General features: G+C 67.2%; 15 protein-coding genes. 2 read left to right on the forward strand and 13 right to left on the reverse strand.

The window, feature by feature from the left end; translation table 11 throughout:
* Positions 1-2: 2 nt before the first annotated feature.
* Positions 3-1,013, reverse strand: a complete 1,011-nt coding sequence (locus ACIPY8_RS14815) for an SMP-30/gluconolactonase/LRE family protein (RefSeq protein ID WP_400819639.1) — start codon at positions 1,011-1,013, stop codon at positions 3-5.
* Positions 1,010-2,860 carry a flavin-containing monooxygenase gene (locus ACIPY8_RS14820; RefSeq protein WP_400819642.1) on the reverse strand — a complete coding sequence of 617 codons (1,851 nt, stop codon included), beginning with the start codon at positions 2,858-2,860 and terminating at the stop codon, positions 1,010-1,012. Before ACIPY8_RS14820 ends, ACIPY8_RS14815 begins: the two co-directional genes overlap by 4 nt.
* A gap of 174 nt (positions 2,861-3,034) precedes the next feature.
* Between ACIPY8_RS14820 and ACIPY8_RS14825 the strand changes: the two genes are divergently transcribed.
* On the forward strand, positions 3,035-3,520 hold the full coding sequence (locus ACIPY8_RS14825; RefSeq protein ID WP_400819644.1) for a MarR family winged helix-turn-helix transcriptional regulator: 486 nt from the start codon (positions 3,035-3,037) through the stop codon (positions 3,518-3,520).
* An 8-nt stretch (positions 3,521-3,528) separates the two neighbouring features.
* On the opposite strand, the gene ACIPY8_RS14830 is transcribed toward ACIPY8_RS14825, so the two are convergent.
* The 10 genes from ACIPY8_RS14830 to ACIPY8_RS14875 form a co-directional block, all read right to left on the reverse strand.
* On the reverse strand, positions 3,529-4,332 hold the full coding sequence (locus ACIPY8_RS14830; protein ID WP_400819646.1) for an SDR family NAD(P)-dependent oxidoreductase: 804 nt from the start codon (positions 4,330-4,332) through the stop codon (positions 3,529-3,531).
* A 38-nt stretch (positions 4,333-4,370) separates the two neighbouring features.
* Entirely contained in the window at positions 4,371-5,339 is a 969-nt protein-coding gene (locus ACIPY8_RS14835) for a Gfo/Idh/MocA family protein (RefSeq protein WP_400819648.1), read from the reverse strand.
* On the reverse strand, positions 5,332-6,771 hold the full coding sequence (locus ACIPY8_RS14840; protein WP_400819651.1) for an MFS transporter: 1,440 nt from the start codon (positions 6,769-6,771) through the stop codon (positions 5,332-5,334). The genes ACIPY8_RS14835 and ACIPY8_RS14840 overlap by 8 nt, the downstream gene beginning before the upstream one ends.
* A 137-nt stretch (positions 6,772-6,908) precedes the next feature.
* The gene (locus tag ACIPY8_RS14845) at positions 6,909-7,946 is read right to left on the reverse strand and encodes a LacI family DNA-binding transcriptional regulator (protein WP_400819653.1); all 1,038 of its coding nucleotides are present in this window, start codon (positions 7,944-7,946) and stop codon (positions 6,909-6,911) included.
* A gap of 23 nt (positions 7,947-7,969) precedes the next feature.
* A complete protein-coding gene (locus tag ACIPY8_RS14850) occupies positions 7,970-8,452 on the reverse strand; it encodes a gluconokinase (protein WP_400819655.1) in 483 nt (160 codons plus the stop codon).
* Between the two features lie 29 nt (positions 8,453-8,481).
* Positions 8,482-9,720, reverse strand: coding sequence for a D-mannonate dehydratase ManD (gene manD / locus ACIPY8_RS14855; protein WP_400819658.1), 1,239 nt, complete (start codon positions 9,718-9,720; stop codon positions 8,482-8,484).
* Positions 9,721-9,739: 19 nt separating this feature from the next.
* Positions 9,740-11,533, reverse strand: coding sequence for a beta-glucuronidase (gene uidA, locus ACIPY8_RS14860; protein WP_400819661.1), 1,794 nt, complete (start codon positions 11,531-11,533; stop codon positions 9,740-9,742).
* Positions 11,534-11,643: 110 nt separating this feature from the next.
* Entirely contained in the window at positions 11,644-12,471 is an 828-nt protein-coding gene (locus ACIPY8_RS14865) for an SDR family NAD(P)-dependent oxidoreductase (RefSeq protein ID WP_400819663.1), read from the reverse strand.
* Positions 12,472-12,499: 28 nt separating this feature from the next.
* Positions 12,500-13,825 (reverse strand): MFS transporter, encoded by a 1,326-nt coding sequence (locus tag ACIPY8_RS14870; protein ID WP_400819666.1) that lies wholly within the window; start codon positions 13,823-13,825, stop codon positions 12,500-12,502.
* A gap of 63 nt (positions 13,826-13,888) precedes the next feature.
* Positions 13,889-15,133 (reverse strand): family 1 glycosylhydrolase, encoded by a 1,245-nt coding sequence (locus tag ACIPY8_RS14875; protein WP_400819668.1) that lies wholly within the window; start codon positions 15,131-15,133, stop codon positions 13,889-13,891.
* 96 nt (positions 15,134-15,229) lie between these two features.
* Between ACIPY8_RS14875 and ACIPY8_RS14880 the strand changes: the two genes are divergently transcribed.
* A complete protein-coding gene (locus ACIPY8_RS14880) occupies positions 15,230-15,823 on the forward strand; it encodes a TetR/AcrR family transcriptional regulator (RefSeq protein WP_400819670.1) in 594 nt (197 codons plus the stop codon).
* A 25-nt stretch (positions 15,824-15,848) separates the two neighbouring features.
* Here ACIPY8_RS14880 and ACIPY8_RS14885 read toward each other — a convergent pair whose 3' ends face one another.
* A complete protein-coding gene (locus ACIPY8_RS14885) occupies positions 15,849-17,306 on the reverse strand; it encodes a family 43 glycosylhydrolase (protein WP_400819672.1) in 1,458 nt (485 codons plus the stop codon).
* Position 17,307: the final 1 nt, after the last annotated feature.

Genomic DNA, 17,307 nt, shown 5'->3' on the forward strand with positions numbered 1-17,307 from the left:
AGTCAGCCGCCGTTGGACTGACGAATCCCCTCCCCATACGCCTGGAAGGTGTGCACAAAGCCCCCGGCAGGGCCGCTGACCACGAGGTAGCCGTCGGTCGCGCCGGGGCGGATGGCGATGTTCGTGGCCGACTCGAGCCCCTCACCCGGCACGCGGATCGTGCCGATCTTCTCGCCAGTCTTCGCGAACACGAGGATCTCGGCCTTCTCGTGAAACGCCTGGTAAATGTTCCCGTCAGCATCGACGGCGGTGGAATCGATGCGCCCGATGCCGCCGTCGACGTGGATCGCCGGATACGCCGACACGACGGACGTACGTGTGTCATCGAGCCCCAAGTAGTCGATGCGATTCGCGTTGTACTGCGCCACCCAGAGCCCGGCATCCTCCTCATCGAAGACGATCCCGTTCGGCGAGGGCAGATCCCGGGCGATCACGCTCGCGTCGCCTTCGGCATCCACTCGGACCACCCTGCCAGGCGTCTCCCAACCGGGACCGTCCATGCCACGGGTGTCCGTGACGAACATGGTGCCGTCCGGCGCGAAGGCGATGTCGTCGATCAGCATTCGCACCCCCTCGACGTCGCCGGCGAACTCGGTGCGCACATCCTCTCCGTCGGCGGTCATGCTGAGGATGCCGCCACCGAGGAAGTCCGTGAGGTACAGCCGGCCGTCGACAGGGTGGAACTGCGCCGAGGTGAACGCGCTCACCTCATCCGTGAAGACGCCGGCGACCTCAGCCTCGTCGACGTCGACACGGAGAACCTTGGCCGCACCGGCGGGTGCCATCACATCGACCAGGAAGAGGTCGCTATCCTTATGGAATGTGGGCCCCTCGAGGAGCGTCCCGCCGGTCATCTGGTGAGGCTCCGAGACCTGGAGCAGTTCGGTCGACTCCTGCTCGTCCGGAACCGTCGCAGGCGACTCCCCCGTGTCATCACCCGAGGACGTCGGGGCGCACGCGACCAGGAGCACCCCGATTCCCAGCACCGCGAGTGCACCGATGCGGGCCCTCATGCTGACACCTCAGCCCGGATGCCGGCACGGAGACTCTCGTCGTCGTCGGTGAGCACCAGGACGTCCGCCATGTCACCCGCCCGCCATTCGCGCAGCAGGCGGTGGAAGGCCACCGGCCCCGGAGAGTACGTGAAGCCAGCGATCGAGCGCGTGCCCTCGCCGTTGTAGTACCCGGGCGTACACTGCGCCTGGAAGTCCGACGTGTCGCGCGCGGTCTCGAAGACCGTGCGGCACCACTCGTCCTCCGCCTCGGCGGTCGGCTCGATGCGGCGAGCACCCTGCTGCTCGGCACGCGCGATCATCGCGGCGATGTGCACAGCCTGCTCCTGCAGGATGTGCACGAAGTTGACGGAGTTCGCATTCTGCGTCGGGCCGAGCTGGAACAGGTTGGGGAACCCGTTCGTGGCGAAACCGTGCAGGGTGCGCGGACCGTACGCCCACGCCTCGAGCAGTGAACGGCCGTCGCGCCCGATCACCGGCAGCGTGCCTGACATGACGCCGGAGACGCCGACGTCGAATCCGGTGGCGAAGATGATGCAGTCGACCTCGTACTCGTCGTCGCCGACGACGATCGAGTTCTCGGTCAGGGCAGTGATGCCGTGCGTGTCCGCCGTATCGATGAGCCGGACGTTCGGCTGATTGAACGCCTGCAGGTACAGGTCGCTGAACCCGGGGCGCTTGCACATGTAGCGGTACCAGGGCTTGAGGGTCGCGGCGACCGTCGGGTCGCTCACGATCTCATCGACACGGTTCCGGATCCTGTCCATCGTCACCGCATCGACGAGCTCGTCGTGCAGTGAGCGCTCGGCCTCCGGCAGCTCATCGGACACGGCTCCGGAGATGATCGCGCGCTGCAGAGTGTGCGTTGCGGTCCAACCGTCGTCGACGAGCGAACCTTCCACCGTCTCGCCCGCGAGCACGGACAGGAAGTTGTCCATCCGTTCCCGCTGCCAGCCGGGCTGCAGCGCGGCAGCCCATTCCCGGTCGGTGTCGCGGTTGTCACGGACATCGACCGTCGATGGGGTGCGCTGGAAGACGAGCAGCTGCCTGGCGCTCTCCGCCAGATTGGGTATCACTTGCAGCCCGGTGGCTCCGGTGCCCACCACTGCGACCCGCTTGTCGGCGAGCCGATCGAGACCGCCGTCTGCTGTCCCGCCCGTGTAGGCGTAGTCCCAGCGACTCGTGTGGAAGGTGTGCCCGCGGAACGCCTCGATGCCTGGGATGCCGGGGAGCTTCGGTTGGGTGAGCGTGCCGGACGACGTGATCACGTGTCGGGCACGGAAGCGGTCCCCTCGGTCGGTCTCGACGATCCAGTCCGAGGCGCTCTCATCCCATGTCAGTCCTGTCGCCCTGGTGTGGCCGAGGAAGTCGCGGAAGAGGTCGTAGTGGCGGGCGATGCGCACGGCGTGCTGCCGGATCTCCTCCCCTGGCGCGTACCGCCGGGTCGGCATGTACCCCGTCTCCTCGAGGAGGGGCATGTAGACGTACGACTCGATGTCGCAGTGGATGCCTGGATAGCGATTCCAGTACCAGGTGCCACCGACGTCGCCGGCCTCATCCATGAGCCTGATCGAGGCGATGCCGGCGTCGCGCAGCTCGGCCCCCACGAGCAGACCGCCGAATCCGGCGCCGATCACGAGCACGTCGACATGGTCTTCTCGCGGCTCTCGATGGGTCCGCTCCGTGTACGGATCCCGCGCGTAGTAGCCGTATTCGCCGCGAGCCGTGCGGTACTGCACAGCTCCGTCCGGCCGGATCCGCCGGTCGCGCTCGGCAGCGTAACGCTCCCGCAGCTCCTGCAGGTGCTCGAGCTCGTCCTGCGAGACGTCGATCTGCGATTCGGTCATGTGTCCGCCCTCCACTCTCCGGGAGCCGGACGCAGCCGATGGAGCACACGCGGGAGCGTGGGGGCTGAGCCCGACACAACTCCGGATCGGTCTTGTTCTCCAAAGGTTAGCTTGAAGCTAACTAGTTTTTCCTGAGAGTCCGCTCAGCGCCCGGCGACCGGTTACGGTGTTGACGTGACGAACGACAGCAGACGCACCGCAGCGAAGGCGAACATCGACGCTCTGACGCTCGCGATCTCGGTGCGCTCCCTCCCGCGGATGGTGGGCTCGCTCCTCAGCACGCAGCTGACGATCCAACAGCTCAAGGTGCTGACATCCGTCGTCGTCGCCGATCAGCGCTCCACGACCGACCTCGCTGCCGCGTTCGAGGTCTCTCTCGCTACGATGTCGAAGGTCGTCGAGCGCCTCGTCGATCAGGGCCTCATCGCCCGGGCTGTCGACCCCGACGATCAGCGGGTACGCCGACTGACCCCGACGGCATTGGGTCGCGACGTCATCTCGCAGCTCATGGCCACCCGCCCGGAGATGGGAACGGACGTGCTCGAGGGCCTCGACGTCGCCGAGTTGGAGTCCCTCGAACGCGGCCTGCGCGCCATCAACCGCGAGCTCCAGAGGGTCACAGCCGACACCCGTGGCGCCGGCCCCGGCGCCACGGGCTGAGGAATCGCTCACGCGTCCAGCAGATCGCCCATCTGCTTCGCGATGAGCGTCGTCGCGAACTTCGGATTGAGCCGCGAAATGCGGTCCATCGCCGCTGCATCCGAGCCGATCGTCGCTCGGAACCGGTTCTTTCGGATGGCCTCCACGATCACGCGACCGGCCTCCTGCGGTGTGGTCGTCTTGTGCGTGCTGTTCTTCGCCGAGGCGTCTCCTCCGAGGTCCACCCCCGAGTTCGCCGCGATCCCGGTGGCGATGGCACCCGGGAAGATCACCGTCACGTGCACGCTCGTGTCGAGCAACTCGGCGTACAGCGCCTCTGTGAGCAGCTTGACCGCCGCCTTCGAGGCGCCGTAGACGGCCTGACCTGGCACCGGGGCATACGAACCCATGCTCGCGACATTGAGCAGCGACGCCTCTGGGCGGTCGATGAGGTGCGGCAGGAACGCCTTGCAGACGTTCATGACACCCCAGAAGTTCACGTTCATGACCTTCTCGATCTCGGCGAACGGCAGGTCGACGACTTTGACGAACTTCTGGATGACACCCGCGATGTTCGCGACGCCGTCGACCTGCCCATGCGCCGACACCACCTCACCAGGGAGCGCATCGACCGCGTCCCTGTCAGTGATGTTCACCGCATGCCCGGTGAAGCGGGTCCCAGCCGCGGCGAGCCCAGCCGTTTCCTCGAGTCCTGCGGCGTTGAGGTCGACTCCGGCCACCGATGCCCCCTCGGCGAGGAGCCGCAGCGCGACCTCTCGTCCGATGCCGTTGCCTGCGCCGGTGACGACGAAGACCTTGCCTGCGATGTCCATGGAGTTCCTCCTGATGCTGCGGTGATGGACGCGCGCGGTCAGCGCGCGGATGAGATGTCGGCGAGGATGCGGTCGAGCGTCGCGGTCACTGCGATCGTCGTGGCCGCGTCATGCCAGGGGTGTTCTCGCTCACCCGCCTCGACCGCCTCGATCACAGCCAGGAGCATCGGTCCGTAGCCGTTCCCGACGCGCGGGTGCATGACGCGTTCCGGGTCACGGAAGATGCGCTCGGCACTCCCCGCGTGGATGCGGGCGTTGCCACCCGCCCAGAACATCGGGTCGATCGTGATCCACCCGCGCTCTCCACTCACGGCGGCCGACAGATCGAGGAACTCGACGCCCGACCAGGCGAGCTGAGCGAACCCGCCGTCAGCGTGTTCGAGAGTCGCGTGCCCCGAGAGATCGACACCGTCCGAGACGACTCCGTCTGCTGAGACGTGCGCCGGCTCGCCGAGGAACCAGTGCGCGAGGGTGACCGGATAGATGCCGCGATCCCGGACGATGCTGCCACCGTCCTCTGGTCGCTCCTTGCCCGGACGCGGGTGGAACGGCGTGCCGAAGCTCGCCCTCACGCTGCGCACGGCTCCGATCTCGCCACGAGCGATGCGATCGATGAGCTCGACATGGAGCGGATTGAACCGCATCCACATCGCCTCCATGAGGAAGCGGTCGACGTCGCGCGCCTTCGCGAAAAGCAACTCCGCCTCCGCAGCTGAAGTGGCGATCGGTTTCTCGACGAGCACGTGCTTCCCCGCGTCGAGCGCCTCCAAGGTGATCGCGGTGTGCGTGTCAACAGGAGTCGCGATGTAGACGATGTCGATGTCAGTGCGCGTGAGCATCTCCGCACGGCCCGCTGACGAATACGGGATACCGTGCCTCGACGCGAAATCCGCAGCGCGCGCCGGCGAACGACCCCACACCGCCGTGACCTCTCCCCCGACGCCGAGCAGGTCCGCGACCACACGATCCGAGATGTCGCCGGTTCCGATGATTCCCCACCTAGGCATCCGACGCCCTCCGTTCTCTGATCGGCGCCACGGTGAGCGTCGCGAGCGCCACGAGCACCAGCGCCGCCCCCCAGACGAGCTGGTATCCGCCGGTGATGGCGACCACCACAGCGGCAAGCGCTGGCGCGAGCGCCTGCCCGAGGTTCATGGCTACGATGGCGAGCCCGAGGTCGCGCCCCGCCTTGGACGGATCGGGGAGCACATCGATGAACATGGCGTTGTCGACCGGCAGGTAGATCCCGAAGGCGAGCCCTGTCAGGATCGCCTGCGCGAACAGCGCGGGAAGGGTGGGCGACAGCAGCGGGATCGCCATGGACGCAGCCATGAGGCCGGAGGCGACGACGATGAAGGGCTTGCGCCGCCCGAGCCGGTCGGACAGCCGGCCGGAGATCGCGACGGCAAGCAGGGTGAACGGGATGCCGGCGATGCCGAGGAGCGGCGTCGTCGCGGATGCCTGCTCCGCGCTCAGCGCCGGTGTCACGTAACTCTGCAGCATGTAGAGGCTCAGCACCGTCGACGTGCTGTATCCGAAGAAGAACAGCACACGGGAGAGCCAGAGCCAACGGTAGTTGCGCGCCTTCAGCGCACTCGCGTACCCCCGGATGAACGCACCCCATGCGAACGGCTCGCGGTCGAGGTCGACCGACGACGTGTCGCGATTGCGCACGACGAAGAGCACCGTGGCGATCGCCACGAGCAGTCCGAGGATCAGATAGAAGTCCAGGCCGATCATGCCGAACAACGCGCCTGCGCCGATGCCGCCGAGGATTCCGCCGATGATCGAGCCCATGCTCGTCCACGAGGTCACGCGGCCACGGCGATCCCTCGGCACGCGGTCGGCGACCGTCGCCTGCAGCGGGTTCCCAGCGACGTTCAGCGAGAGCTCGGTGATGGTCCACAGCACCACGAGCACGGCGACGGATGGCGCATAGCGGACGGCGGCGAGCATCACGGCGCCGAAGAGACCGGCGTAGAGGATCCACGGGGCTCGACGCCCGAAGCGAGAGCGCGTGCGATCGGAGAGCACGCCGATCACGGGGTGCAGGATCATCACGACGATGGCGCTGGTGGTGGTCACGAGCGCGAGCCCGGCGGCCCGTGCCGCCTCGAAGTCGGCGAGGAGCCCCAGCTGACGGGTCTGGTCGGCGGTCGGCTGCACGGTGCCGTCGGCGACCAACCGGCCGAGCTCGGTCAGGGCCTGCAGGTCGACCCCCGCATCAGCACCATGGAAGAACGAACCGAGCTCGAGGAGCTGGATCTGGTTCGGCATGAGGATGCTGTTCGTGGCAGCCCAGACCGCAGAGACCGCGAGCGAGAGCAGCAAATACCAGCGTATGTATCGTGAGAGCGGCCGCTTCGCGTCGTAGTGCACGGCCACCGATGAGGTCCAGCGGGACTCCTCGCCCGTCGCCTTGGTCAGCGGTTCGCTCATGGCCGGCCCCGACGGGTCCGCGTCGTCGCTCTCATCATCGAATGCTCCTCTGGTCGCCTCCATGTCGAGGCACTTCCATCAAACCAGAGATCCAACCCTTTGGCAATCGGTTGCCTCGCCGAAGGCGAGACGCTTCCTCACTGCACTGCCGGCGCTCCCGTACTCCCCCGCACCACGAGCGTGGTGGCGAGCGGCCCATCGTCCACGTTAGACGACGACTCGCCGAGCGCCTCGAAGATGCGCCCGACGGCGAGTTCCCCGGCGAGCTGCAATTGCGCACGCACGGTCGTCAACGCCGGAACGACCAGCTCGCTCCCGAAGATGTCGTCAAACCCAGCGATGCTCAACTGCTGCGGCACGGCGATTCCGCCGGCCGATGCCGCCTGAATCAGCCCGATCGCCATGAGGTCGTTGAACGCGATGACCGCGCTCGCACGCGCCGCCTGGACGCGCCGCAGCGACTCGTGGCCTCCATCGATGGTCGGGCTGAGCGGGCCGATCTCGACGAGTCCGATGCCCTTTGATTCCGTCGCCTCCAGGAGCACTTCCCACCTGCGCCGGGAGATCCACGACGTCACCGGGCCCGATAGGTAGGCGATCGACTCGTGGCCGAGGTCGGCGAGATGGTCGACGAGCTCCCTCACGCCGGAGTCGACATCGGGGAGCACACCCGCCACTCCGTCGATATGACGGTTGATGAGTACGATGGGCTTGCGCTCGGCGAGGTGCGAGATCCGCTCGTCCGGCAGTCGCGTCGTCGCGAGGATCAGCCCGTCGACACTCGGGACGAGTCGCGACACGGCCTGGTCCTCGGCCTCACCTGACTCCTGCGACTCTGCGATCACCAGCGTGTACCCGGCCTCGGCCGCCGCGTGCTCGGCACCGCGGACGATCCCGAAGATGACCGGGTTGGTGATGTCGGCCACGATGAGGCCGAGCGTGTGGCTGCGCCCCGTCGGAAGCGCCCTAGCCATGGGGTTGAACTGGAAGTTCAATCGGTCGGCGGCCGCACGGATCCGCGCCTCCGTCTTCTCGCTCACGCGCCCCGGCTTACTGAGCGCGCGCGACACCGTCGACGGGTTCACCCCCGCGAGTTCGGCGATGTCGTAGATGGTCGCGACGCCACCCCGCTTGCGGATGCGCAACGCGATGTCGGCCGGCAGTTCGTCATCCATGGTTCCTCCCAGCTCCTAGCGTGTCATGAGCTGCGCGTATCGAGCCATTTGACGGCGGCTTGAGCGACGGCGTCCGCCGCCGGCGCCACGTCGAGGACCACACCATCCTCATCCGCATCGAGCAGTTCGAGCGTAGCGATCTGCGACGCGAGAAGCGATGAAGGCATGAAGTGATCCGTGCGCGCGGCGGCGCGCTCGGCGAGGAGGATCTCGCTCCCGTGGAGGTGGACAAAGCGGATGCCAGGAGCACCTGCCCGGATCCGGTCGCGGTAACGGCGCCGCAGTGCCGAGCAAGCGATCACCACCCCCGCGTCCCCTCGAAACCCGATCTCCCGCGCGACACGATCAAGCCACGGCGCGCGGTCGTCGTCGTCGAGAGGTACCCCCGCACTCATCTTCGAGCGGTTCGCCGCGGGATGCAGGTCGTCCGCGTCGAGAAAGTCCGCGCCGATCCGCTCGGCGATCAGTCGAGCGACAGTGGACTTCCCCGCCGCGGACACGCCCATCACGACGACCCGACGAGTCATTAGGACACTCACCAGTCGTGGACCGTGCCGTCAAGGAGACGATTGTACGGCAGGTAGGCCTGCTCGTACGGGTACTTCCCGGCCTCATCGACGTTCAGCTCCACTCCGAGACCCGGTGCGTCGCCGGGGTGAAGGTAACCGTCGTTCCAGATGAACGACTGCTGGAACACCTGATCCGTCTTCGCGCCGTGCTGCATGTACTCCTGGATGCCGAAGTTATGGATCGCGAGCCCGAGGTGCATCGCCGCGGCCATCCCGACAGGGGAGATGTCGGTCGGGCCGTGCATCCCGGACTTGATCTGGTACATCGCCGCGTAGTCGAGAGTCTTCTTCAACGCACTGATCCCACCCATGTGCGTGACCGCACCACGGACATAGTCGATGAGCTGGTCACGGATGAGGTCCTTGAAATCCCAGACCGTGTTGAAGATCTCCCCGATCGCCAACGGCGTCGTCGTGTGCTGACGCACCAACCGCAACGCCTCCTGATTCTCCGCCGGCGTGCAGTCCTCCAACCAGAACAGGTCATACGGCTCCAGATCCTTCCCCAACCGGGCCGCCTGGATCGGCGTCATCCGATGATGCCCGTCATGCAGCAACGGGATATCAGCACCGAACTCGTTCCGCACCGCCTCGAACACACCGGGCAGATGGGTCAGATACGCGCGGGTGTCCCAATCCTCCTCCACCGGCTTCGCGCCACGACGCGCCGGCTCATGGTCGTACCGGGCTTCTCCCCCACCCGTGTCAGCGGACTGTGACGCGATGCCGTAGATCGCCTTGAGTGTGGGCACCCCCGTCTGCACGCGGATCGCCCGATACCCCTGCTCCTGATGCGCACGGATCGAATCGAACAGCTCTGGCAGTTCCTTGCCCGACGCGTGCCCATACGCCATCAACCCGTTCCGCGACGCACCGCCGAGCAACTGGTACACCGGGAGCCCAGCAACCTTCCCCTTGATGTCCCACAACGCCATATCCACCGCAGCGATCGCCGCCATCGTCACCGGCCCACGACGCCAATAGGCCGACCGGTACAGGAACTGCCACGTGTCCTCGATGCGGGACTCATCAGCCCCGATCAACAACGGCACCACATGCTCCGTCAGGTACGCGACGACGGCGAGCTCACGCCCGTTCAACGTCGCATCCCCGAGCCCCGTCACCCCGTCCGCGGTCGTGACCTTCAGCGTCACGAAGTTCCGATCAGGACTCGTGACGATCACCTCAGCCTTGTCGATGGTCATGATGTGTCCTCCCCGACACTCAGGCGTCGCTCGACGGCTTGCGTCCGTCGAGTCCGGTCCAGCGCTTCCGCAGCGCGAAGGCGGCGGACTTCGGCCGGCGCTCACGCGTGAAGATGCCCTTCTTGTTGCCGCCGACCCGGTGCAGGCCGTTCGTCGTGGCGAAGTCCGCGAAGTTCCAGATCTGCTCGCCCACGAACTGCGGGAATCTGTCGAAGACCCGGTGGTACATCGCCAGCAGGTCGGTCTGGTACTCCTCCGTCCACACCTGGTCCCACACCGAGTGCAGGCCGGGCATCGTGTCGGCGCCGTACTCCAGCATCATGATCGGCTTGCCGGTGCGGTCGATCCAGCCCTGGATGTCGCCCTGCAGGTAGAGCTCGGCTGTCGCGAGGTCTCCGGCGTTGATGTACCAGCCGTAGTAGCGGTTGAGGCTGACCACGTCGAAGAGATCGATGATCTGGTCGTTCTTGAACGTCGCGAACATCACCATCGAGTAGGTGATCGGCCGGGTGGGATCCAGCTCCCGCACGAGGTTCACGAGCGGCTCGAAGTACTCGCGCGCGCCGTCCTCGTTCGAAGCAGGTTCGTTGGCGATGCACCAGAGCACCACCGACGGGTGGTTCTTGTCGCGCCCGATGAGTTCACGCAGATGCTGCGCGTGCGCGGCCTGCGTCTCGGCGCCCGCATACTGCTCCGAGAAGGTCGGGAACGGCGGGGTGCCGCTGAGACCGCCGACCACGCCCATGTTGAGCCCGACGGCCGCCGTCTCGTCGATCACGAGGATGCCGTGGCGATCAGCGAAGTCGAGCACGTTCTCGGCATAGGGGTAGTGCGATGTGCGGAAGGAGTTCGCCCCCGTCCACTCCATCAGCTGGAAGTCGTGGACCATGTAGGCGTCGTCGTGGCCCTTGCCGCGGACGAAGGTGTCCTCGTGCTTGCCGAATCCGGTGAAGTAGAACGGCTCTCCGTTGACGAGGAACTCCTCGCCGCGCACCTCGACGGTGCGGACGCCGACGGCGATCGCGTACACATCGACGACGTCGTCGCCGTCGAGCGCTTCGACGGTGAGGTCGTAGAGGTATGCAGCGCCTGGCTTCCACAGCACGACGTCGGCGATCTCGAGACGCCCCTCGGCACCGTCACCGGTGGCGACGACCTGGCCTGCCGCGTCCGTCAGCGTCGCTCGCACGCCGGCGGTGCCCCGCGTCGCGACCCGGTAGTCGACGAAGCCGGTCGTGCCCTCGAAGGTCGTGACGACGGTGACGTCATCGACGTGCACCTGCGGCAGCGAGTAGAGCGACACCGAGCGGGCGAGGCCGGCGTAGTTGTAGAAGTCGTGGAAGTACGTCTGCGTCTTCCCGCCCGTCATCCCGACCTCGATCTTGCCCGGCGGGATCGTCGTGTTCGTCAGCTCAGGGCTCACCGCCACGGTCAGGCGGAAGGCGCTGCCCGCGCGGACGGCGTCGGTGATGTCGATGTCGAACGGCGTGTAGCCACCGACATGCCCTCCCACCAGGGCATCGTCAACGTACACCTTCGCTGCGTGCGTGGCGGCGTCGAAGCGCAGGAGGATGCGCTCGCCCGTCCACCCGCGAGGTACCTGCACGGTGCGCTGGTAGTACACCCAGCCGACGTGGTCGCGGATCGCCGGGTCGGTGAAGAGGTCGTTGTAGCTGGCTGGCACTGCGGCCTCGAGCGGGGTGTCGAGGGCGCCGAGCCACGGCCGCTCCGGCAGGCGGGAGTCGATCCCGAATTTCCAGACTCCGTCGAGGGTGACGAGATCACGTGTCGCTGTGGCGATGGGCTTGAGCATCGATGGCCTTCCTTGCGCTTCCTTGCGAATGTCCATGTTCAGTACAGCAGAGTCGAGACCAAATGGCAACCGATTGCCACAATTTACCCGACGATGACAGAGAGGGTCGGTCAGATCGTCTCGCCTGCATCGGCGAGCAGAGTACTCCCCGTCATCACGAGAGACAGGGCGCTCGCGCAGAAGAGCACCACTCTGGCGATGTCGTCGGGGGTGCCCTGCCGTCCGATGAGACTCTGTGACATGGCCGCGGGCATCGAAGACGGGTCGATGCCGGCCGCAGCCATCTGCTCCATCGCCGCCGTGGCCATCGCGATATTGCCCTCGGTGGGCACATAGCTGGGAGCCACCCCGAGCACCCTGATGCCACGCGGGGCGAGCTCGAGGGCGAGCTGCTTCGTGAGCCCACGCACGGCATGCTTCGACGAGACATAGGCAGAGAGCCCAGGGGCTGTGCCCCGGAACCCTGCAGTCGAGACGATGTTCACGATCACGCCGCCGTCGCTCATCCGCCGTGCCGCTTCCCGCGCCCCGTTGCGCACGCCACGGGTGTTCACCGCGAACACCTGCTCCCAGGTCTCGTCGCTCATCTCGAGCAGAGGCTGGCTGGGGAAGATCCCCGCGTTGTTGACCCAGATGCTCGGGGCACCGGCAGTCACCGCTGCCTCATCGACCGCCGCGGCGACCGACTGCGAGTCCGCGACATCCATCCGCACGCCGGTCGCCAGCACGCCGAATCGTTCAGCGATCTCCGAGGCTGCTGCACTCGAACGATCCGCATCAAGATCGGCGATGACGATGGTCGCTCCGGCCTCGGCGAGGCGCTCCGCGATCGCGCGCCCCAACCCCTGGGCGCCCCCGGTCACGAGCGCGGTGCGGCCGGTGAGGTCTGTGAGCGCGGAGAGGGGCTGCGCGGAGACGTCGGAGAAGGGATAGGTCATGAGGGGGTGCTCCATTTCTGACGGGTGCTCAGCGGACGCCGCGCACGGTGAGGGTGATGACGAGGCCGCCTGCGAATGCGATAGCGGCCGCGAGGAGATACAGGGCGGTGAAATTCTCGGGGCCGGCGCCGATCGCCAGGACCGCGGCGCCGATGACGGGCGCGAGGACTCCGGGGATCTTCTGGGCGAAGAGCGCGATGGCCATGTACCGGCCGGCCTCGCGCTCCCGGTCAGGGAGGACATCCAGGAGCAGCGCCTGCGCCACCGCGGAGAACGTCGCGATCCCGAGCGAATTGAGCAGCGTGCCGACCATCAGCGTCGGCAGGTCGTGGGCGAACGCCGACACCGAGCATCCCGCAGCGAACAACGCAGCGCCGATGAGGATGAGCGGCTTGCGACGCCCGATCCGGTCGCTGACCCACCCCCCACCAAGGGAGCCGATGGTGGCCGTGATGATGCTCGAGGCAGACACGATCGCGAGGACGCCCGCGACGTCGGGCACACGCAGGTCCAGCCTCTGCGCGACGAAGAAGACCGTGAAACTCGTCGTCAGCGTGAGACCGGAGAAGAAGATGAAGCGACCGAGCCAGTTCCATGCGAAATCCGGGGCGGACCGCGGATTGAATCCGTAACTGCGCAGCACTCCTCCGATGGTCAGACGCCGTTCGAACGTGAGGCCTCGACTGTCCGGATCGGGGACCACTGCGATGAAGAGCACGACCAGCACGACTCCGATCGCGGCCGGAACCGCGAACACCAGCAAGATCTGCTCCCGGAACAGACCGACGAGCACGATGCCGACGACGGGGGCCACCTGCATCGTCACACCCGTGAGGCCTGACACGCGACCACGCTGGCGGGGCGGCAGCCGATCTGCCTGCCAGTTGCCGATGGATGCCGCTGCTGTGCCCCACCCGACGGTCGACAGCACCCATCCGACTGTCAAGAGGGCGGTGTCGGGCGCGAGCGCCATGACCGGCACCGATGCCCCGCCGAGCAGTAGGCCGATGATCGCGAACGGCCGCCGCCGCCCCAAGCGGCTGCGCAGCCGGTCGCTGAGGATGCCGGTGAGCGGCGCGAGCACGAGCGTCACAGCCGACCCGATGCCGAGCACCAGACCGAGGGCTTCGGTCCGGCCGGGCGCGAGCTGGTCGAGGCGCACGGCGAGCGAGTAGGACATCGGGACGATCATCGCCATGCCGCTACCGAAGGTCGCCGCGACCAGCAGGATCAGCGACCATAGCGGGACGTCGCGCTCCTCCTGGGCGATGGGCCCGTCGACGGGCCCGCCGAGGTCGGGCGGACGAGGGAGCACGACGTTGCCTTCGGGGAGACGACCGGCTGCTTCAGCCACTCCCGCCTTCCGAGGATCGTCCACGTCGACGCTCACCTCATCCTCCGCCTTCGGTCTGTGTCTTCAGGCCAGCCCGTTGCGACGCGCGACGTCGCCGAGCCACGCCAGACTCGGCTTCGGCGTGCGGACGAACGTCTCACGATCGACCGCGATGAGCCCGAATGTCGGTGCCCAGTGGCCCCACTCGAAGTTGTCCAGCAGTGTCCAGTGCAGGTATCCGCGCACATCGATGCCGTCGGCGATCGTCGCGGCGAGACCGCGCAGAGCAAGATCGGTGTACCGCACGCGCTGCGTGTCGTCGGCGGTGGCGATGCCGTTCTCGGTCACGATCACGGTGACGCCCTCGGACACCTCCCAGGCATGGCGCACGGCCATCGCGAGCGAGTCGGGGCGGAACGCCGTGCCCACCAGGGTGTTGTCGGGGTGCGGCGGGTGCGGCACGAGCCCGTCGGCATCGACCTCCTGGCTCGAGTACGCCTGCACGCCGACGAAGTCGTCACCGCGGGAGCCCTCCCAGTAGACGTCCTCCTTGCCGTAGCGGATCTGCTTCAGCTTCTCCTCGCCACCGGGTGCGGCCGTCAGGGCACCCGCTGCGATGGTCCAGCCGACCTTCGCATTCGTGCGAGCACGCACGATCTCGCGGGCCGCGTGGTGGATGTCCACGAAGGCGCGACCGATCTCGGGATCGGCATCCTGCAGGAAGGCCCCGTGCTGCTCCTTCTCGAGCTTCGTCTCCTCGGCGCCGTCGCGCTCGACGTCGCTCTCGACGGTCGGGCTCTGCCACTGACCGTCCTGTGAGGCAGCCATGCGACGCATGGCCGTCATGATCGCCGCCTGCATGTTGGGCTCGTTCATCGTCGCGACCCACTCGACGCCGTCGAGGATCGTGGTGGCCTCGGTGACGAAACGGAGGAACCGCTCCTTCGCCTTCGGCGACGTCCAGCCGCCGTCGTTCGCGAACCAGCGCGGCGTCGTGAAGTGCTGCAGGGTCACGAACGGGACGATGCCCCGGTCGAAGCAGTGGTCGATCACCCGGCGGTAGTGTGCGAGCTCTGCTCGGGAGAAGCGACCTTCGACGGGCTCGATGCGCGACCACTCGAGGCTGAAGCGATACGTCGTGAGGCCGGCGTCGGCGAGGAGGTCGATGTCCTCGCGATACCGGTGGTAGCTGTCGACCGCGTCTCCTGAGGGCTCCATGCCCGGCATGGTCAGCTCCCGCTCCCACCAGTCGCTGTTGACGTTGTTGCCTTCGATCTGGTGTCCGGCGGTGGCGGCCCCCCACAGGAAGCCGTTCGGGAAGTTCGTCATGAGAGTGTCCTTTCACCTGACACGTGCCAACCGATTGCCATTCCGACGATAGCATACAATTTAGTAAGCACTCACTATTTTGAACTCGGAGCACTCATGGCGCAGTACGCGAAGACGGCGGAAGTCCGTCGTGGCATCGTCGACGCCTGTCTGGCGATCTTCGGAGAGTCAGGCTTCCACGCAGCATCCATGGCCGAGATCGCCCGCCGCGCCGGCATCAGCCATACCGGCCTCGTGCATCATTTCCCGCGCAAGGAGGATCTCCTCACCGCGGTGCTCGACCTCCAGGACCAGCGCAGCGCCGCATACCTCGAAGCCAACGCCGCGCTGTCACCCGAGGCCGACCCGCTGACCGTGCTGCGCGGGATGGCCCACGCGCTGATCGGGCGCGATGACCGGGTCGGGCTCGTGGAGTTGAGCGCCGTCCTCACCGGCGAGGCGACATCGCCCGCACACCCTGCGCACGACTACTTCTCGAACCGCTACCGCAACATCCGCTCATTCGTCACCCGACTGTTCGCCCGGCTGAGTGAGCAGGGCAGGCTCACGACAGACGCACCGGCGGAGCACCTCGCCGCGCTCCTGATCGCTGCGACCGACGGCCTGCACACGCAGTGGCTCTACGATCGCGAGGCGATCGACGTCGACGCCCGCATCAGCGAGCTGCTCTCCGTGCTCGTACGGGAGTGAGTGGGGCGGCCCAGAGCCGCCCCACTCACTCCTCTGACAACGGCTGGTAGGCGAATCGCTGCACGACGACACCGTCGCCGAGTGCCTCGATGCCGATCACGCGGCCGGTGAAGCCACCGGCAACCTCGGTCGACAGATAGCGTCCGTCCACGTCGGCGAGAAGTGTCTCCGCACCGCCGTCGACGAAACCGGCGCGGATGACATCCGGCCCGCGCCGTGCGCCGCGTTCGGCCACCGCCTCGTCTGCTCGGACGATCAGGGCCGAGTCCACCGAAGCACGACTACGAGCGACCACCTGGTCGAGCGGGCCGATCACGACCCTGACCCGGATCTCCGACCCGACCCGCTCGACGATCACCTGGTGCGCATCGTCGATCCGCACCGACAACGCGAGGTCTCCCGACCCTTCTGCCGTCGTGGACCAGCGCTCATCCTCCACCCGCGCCGCCAGCAGCGCCAGGGCAGTGGCGTCCTCGGGGGCGCGGCCGGCGTCGAGCGCCAGCCCTGCCGCCGTGGGATGCGCGAAGGTCCGAGGCGCCCGCCCCGGCGAGATCCACCGCGGATCCAGCGCATCGGTCGAGAAGTCGTCGACGAAGCCTGTCGAGCTCGCCGGCGCGGCGTGGCGCTGCTCGTCGACGGTGGGCCATCCGTCCACCCAGTCCACCCCGGCGATGAAGGTCTCCCGACCGTTCGTGTGCCAGCGAGGGAACGTGCCGCGCGGCCGGGTGGCGAGGAACACGAGGGCCCAGGATCCGTCGGCGAGCTCGATGAGGTCGGAGTGCCCCGTCGACTGCACCGGGTCGCCGGTGCTGCGGTGCGTGAGGATCGGATTGGTGGGAGCCTGCTCGAACGGACCGTCCGGCCTAGACGAGCGGGCGATCGTGACCATGTGGCCCGGCCCTGTGCCGCCCTCCGCGACGACAAGGTACCACCAGTCGCCATGTCGGACGAGGTGCGGCCCCTCGGCGTGCGCGCCGCCCGTCCCCGCCCAGAGCGAGCGCGGCTCACTCAGCACCGCCCCGGTGAACGGGTCGATCTCGGCCTGGGCGATGCCGCCACGCATGACGTCGCTCCAGGTCACCAGGCAGCGGCCGTCATCAGTCCACGCGATGTCCGGGTCGATGCCGATGAGCCCGGCCACATGCACCGGTTCGCTCCACGGGCCCCGAGGATCGTCCGCGTGCACGAGCAGATGCCCGCGAGCGACCTCGTGGATGTTCGTGGTGATCATCCAGAACCGTCCGTCGTGATGCCGCAGCGTCGGCGCGTAGATCCCTCCGCTCGCGCCGCCGATGCCCTGCTGCACCACGAGGTGCTCAGGATCGTCGAGGACGTTGCCGATCTGCTCCCACGCGACGAGGTCGCGCGAGTGGAAGATCGGCACCCCTGGTGCGTACTCGAAGCTCGAGTTCACGAGGAAGTAGTCGTCGCCCACTCGACAGATCGATGGGTCGGGGTGGAACCCCGGGATGACCGGATGCATC

It is taken from the genome of Microbacterium sp. NPDC089696 (assembly GCF_044749125.1).
GTDB lineage: Bacteria > Actinomycetota > Actinomycetes > Actinomycetales > Microbacteriaceae > Microbacterium.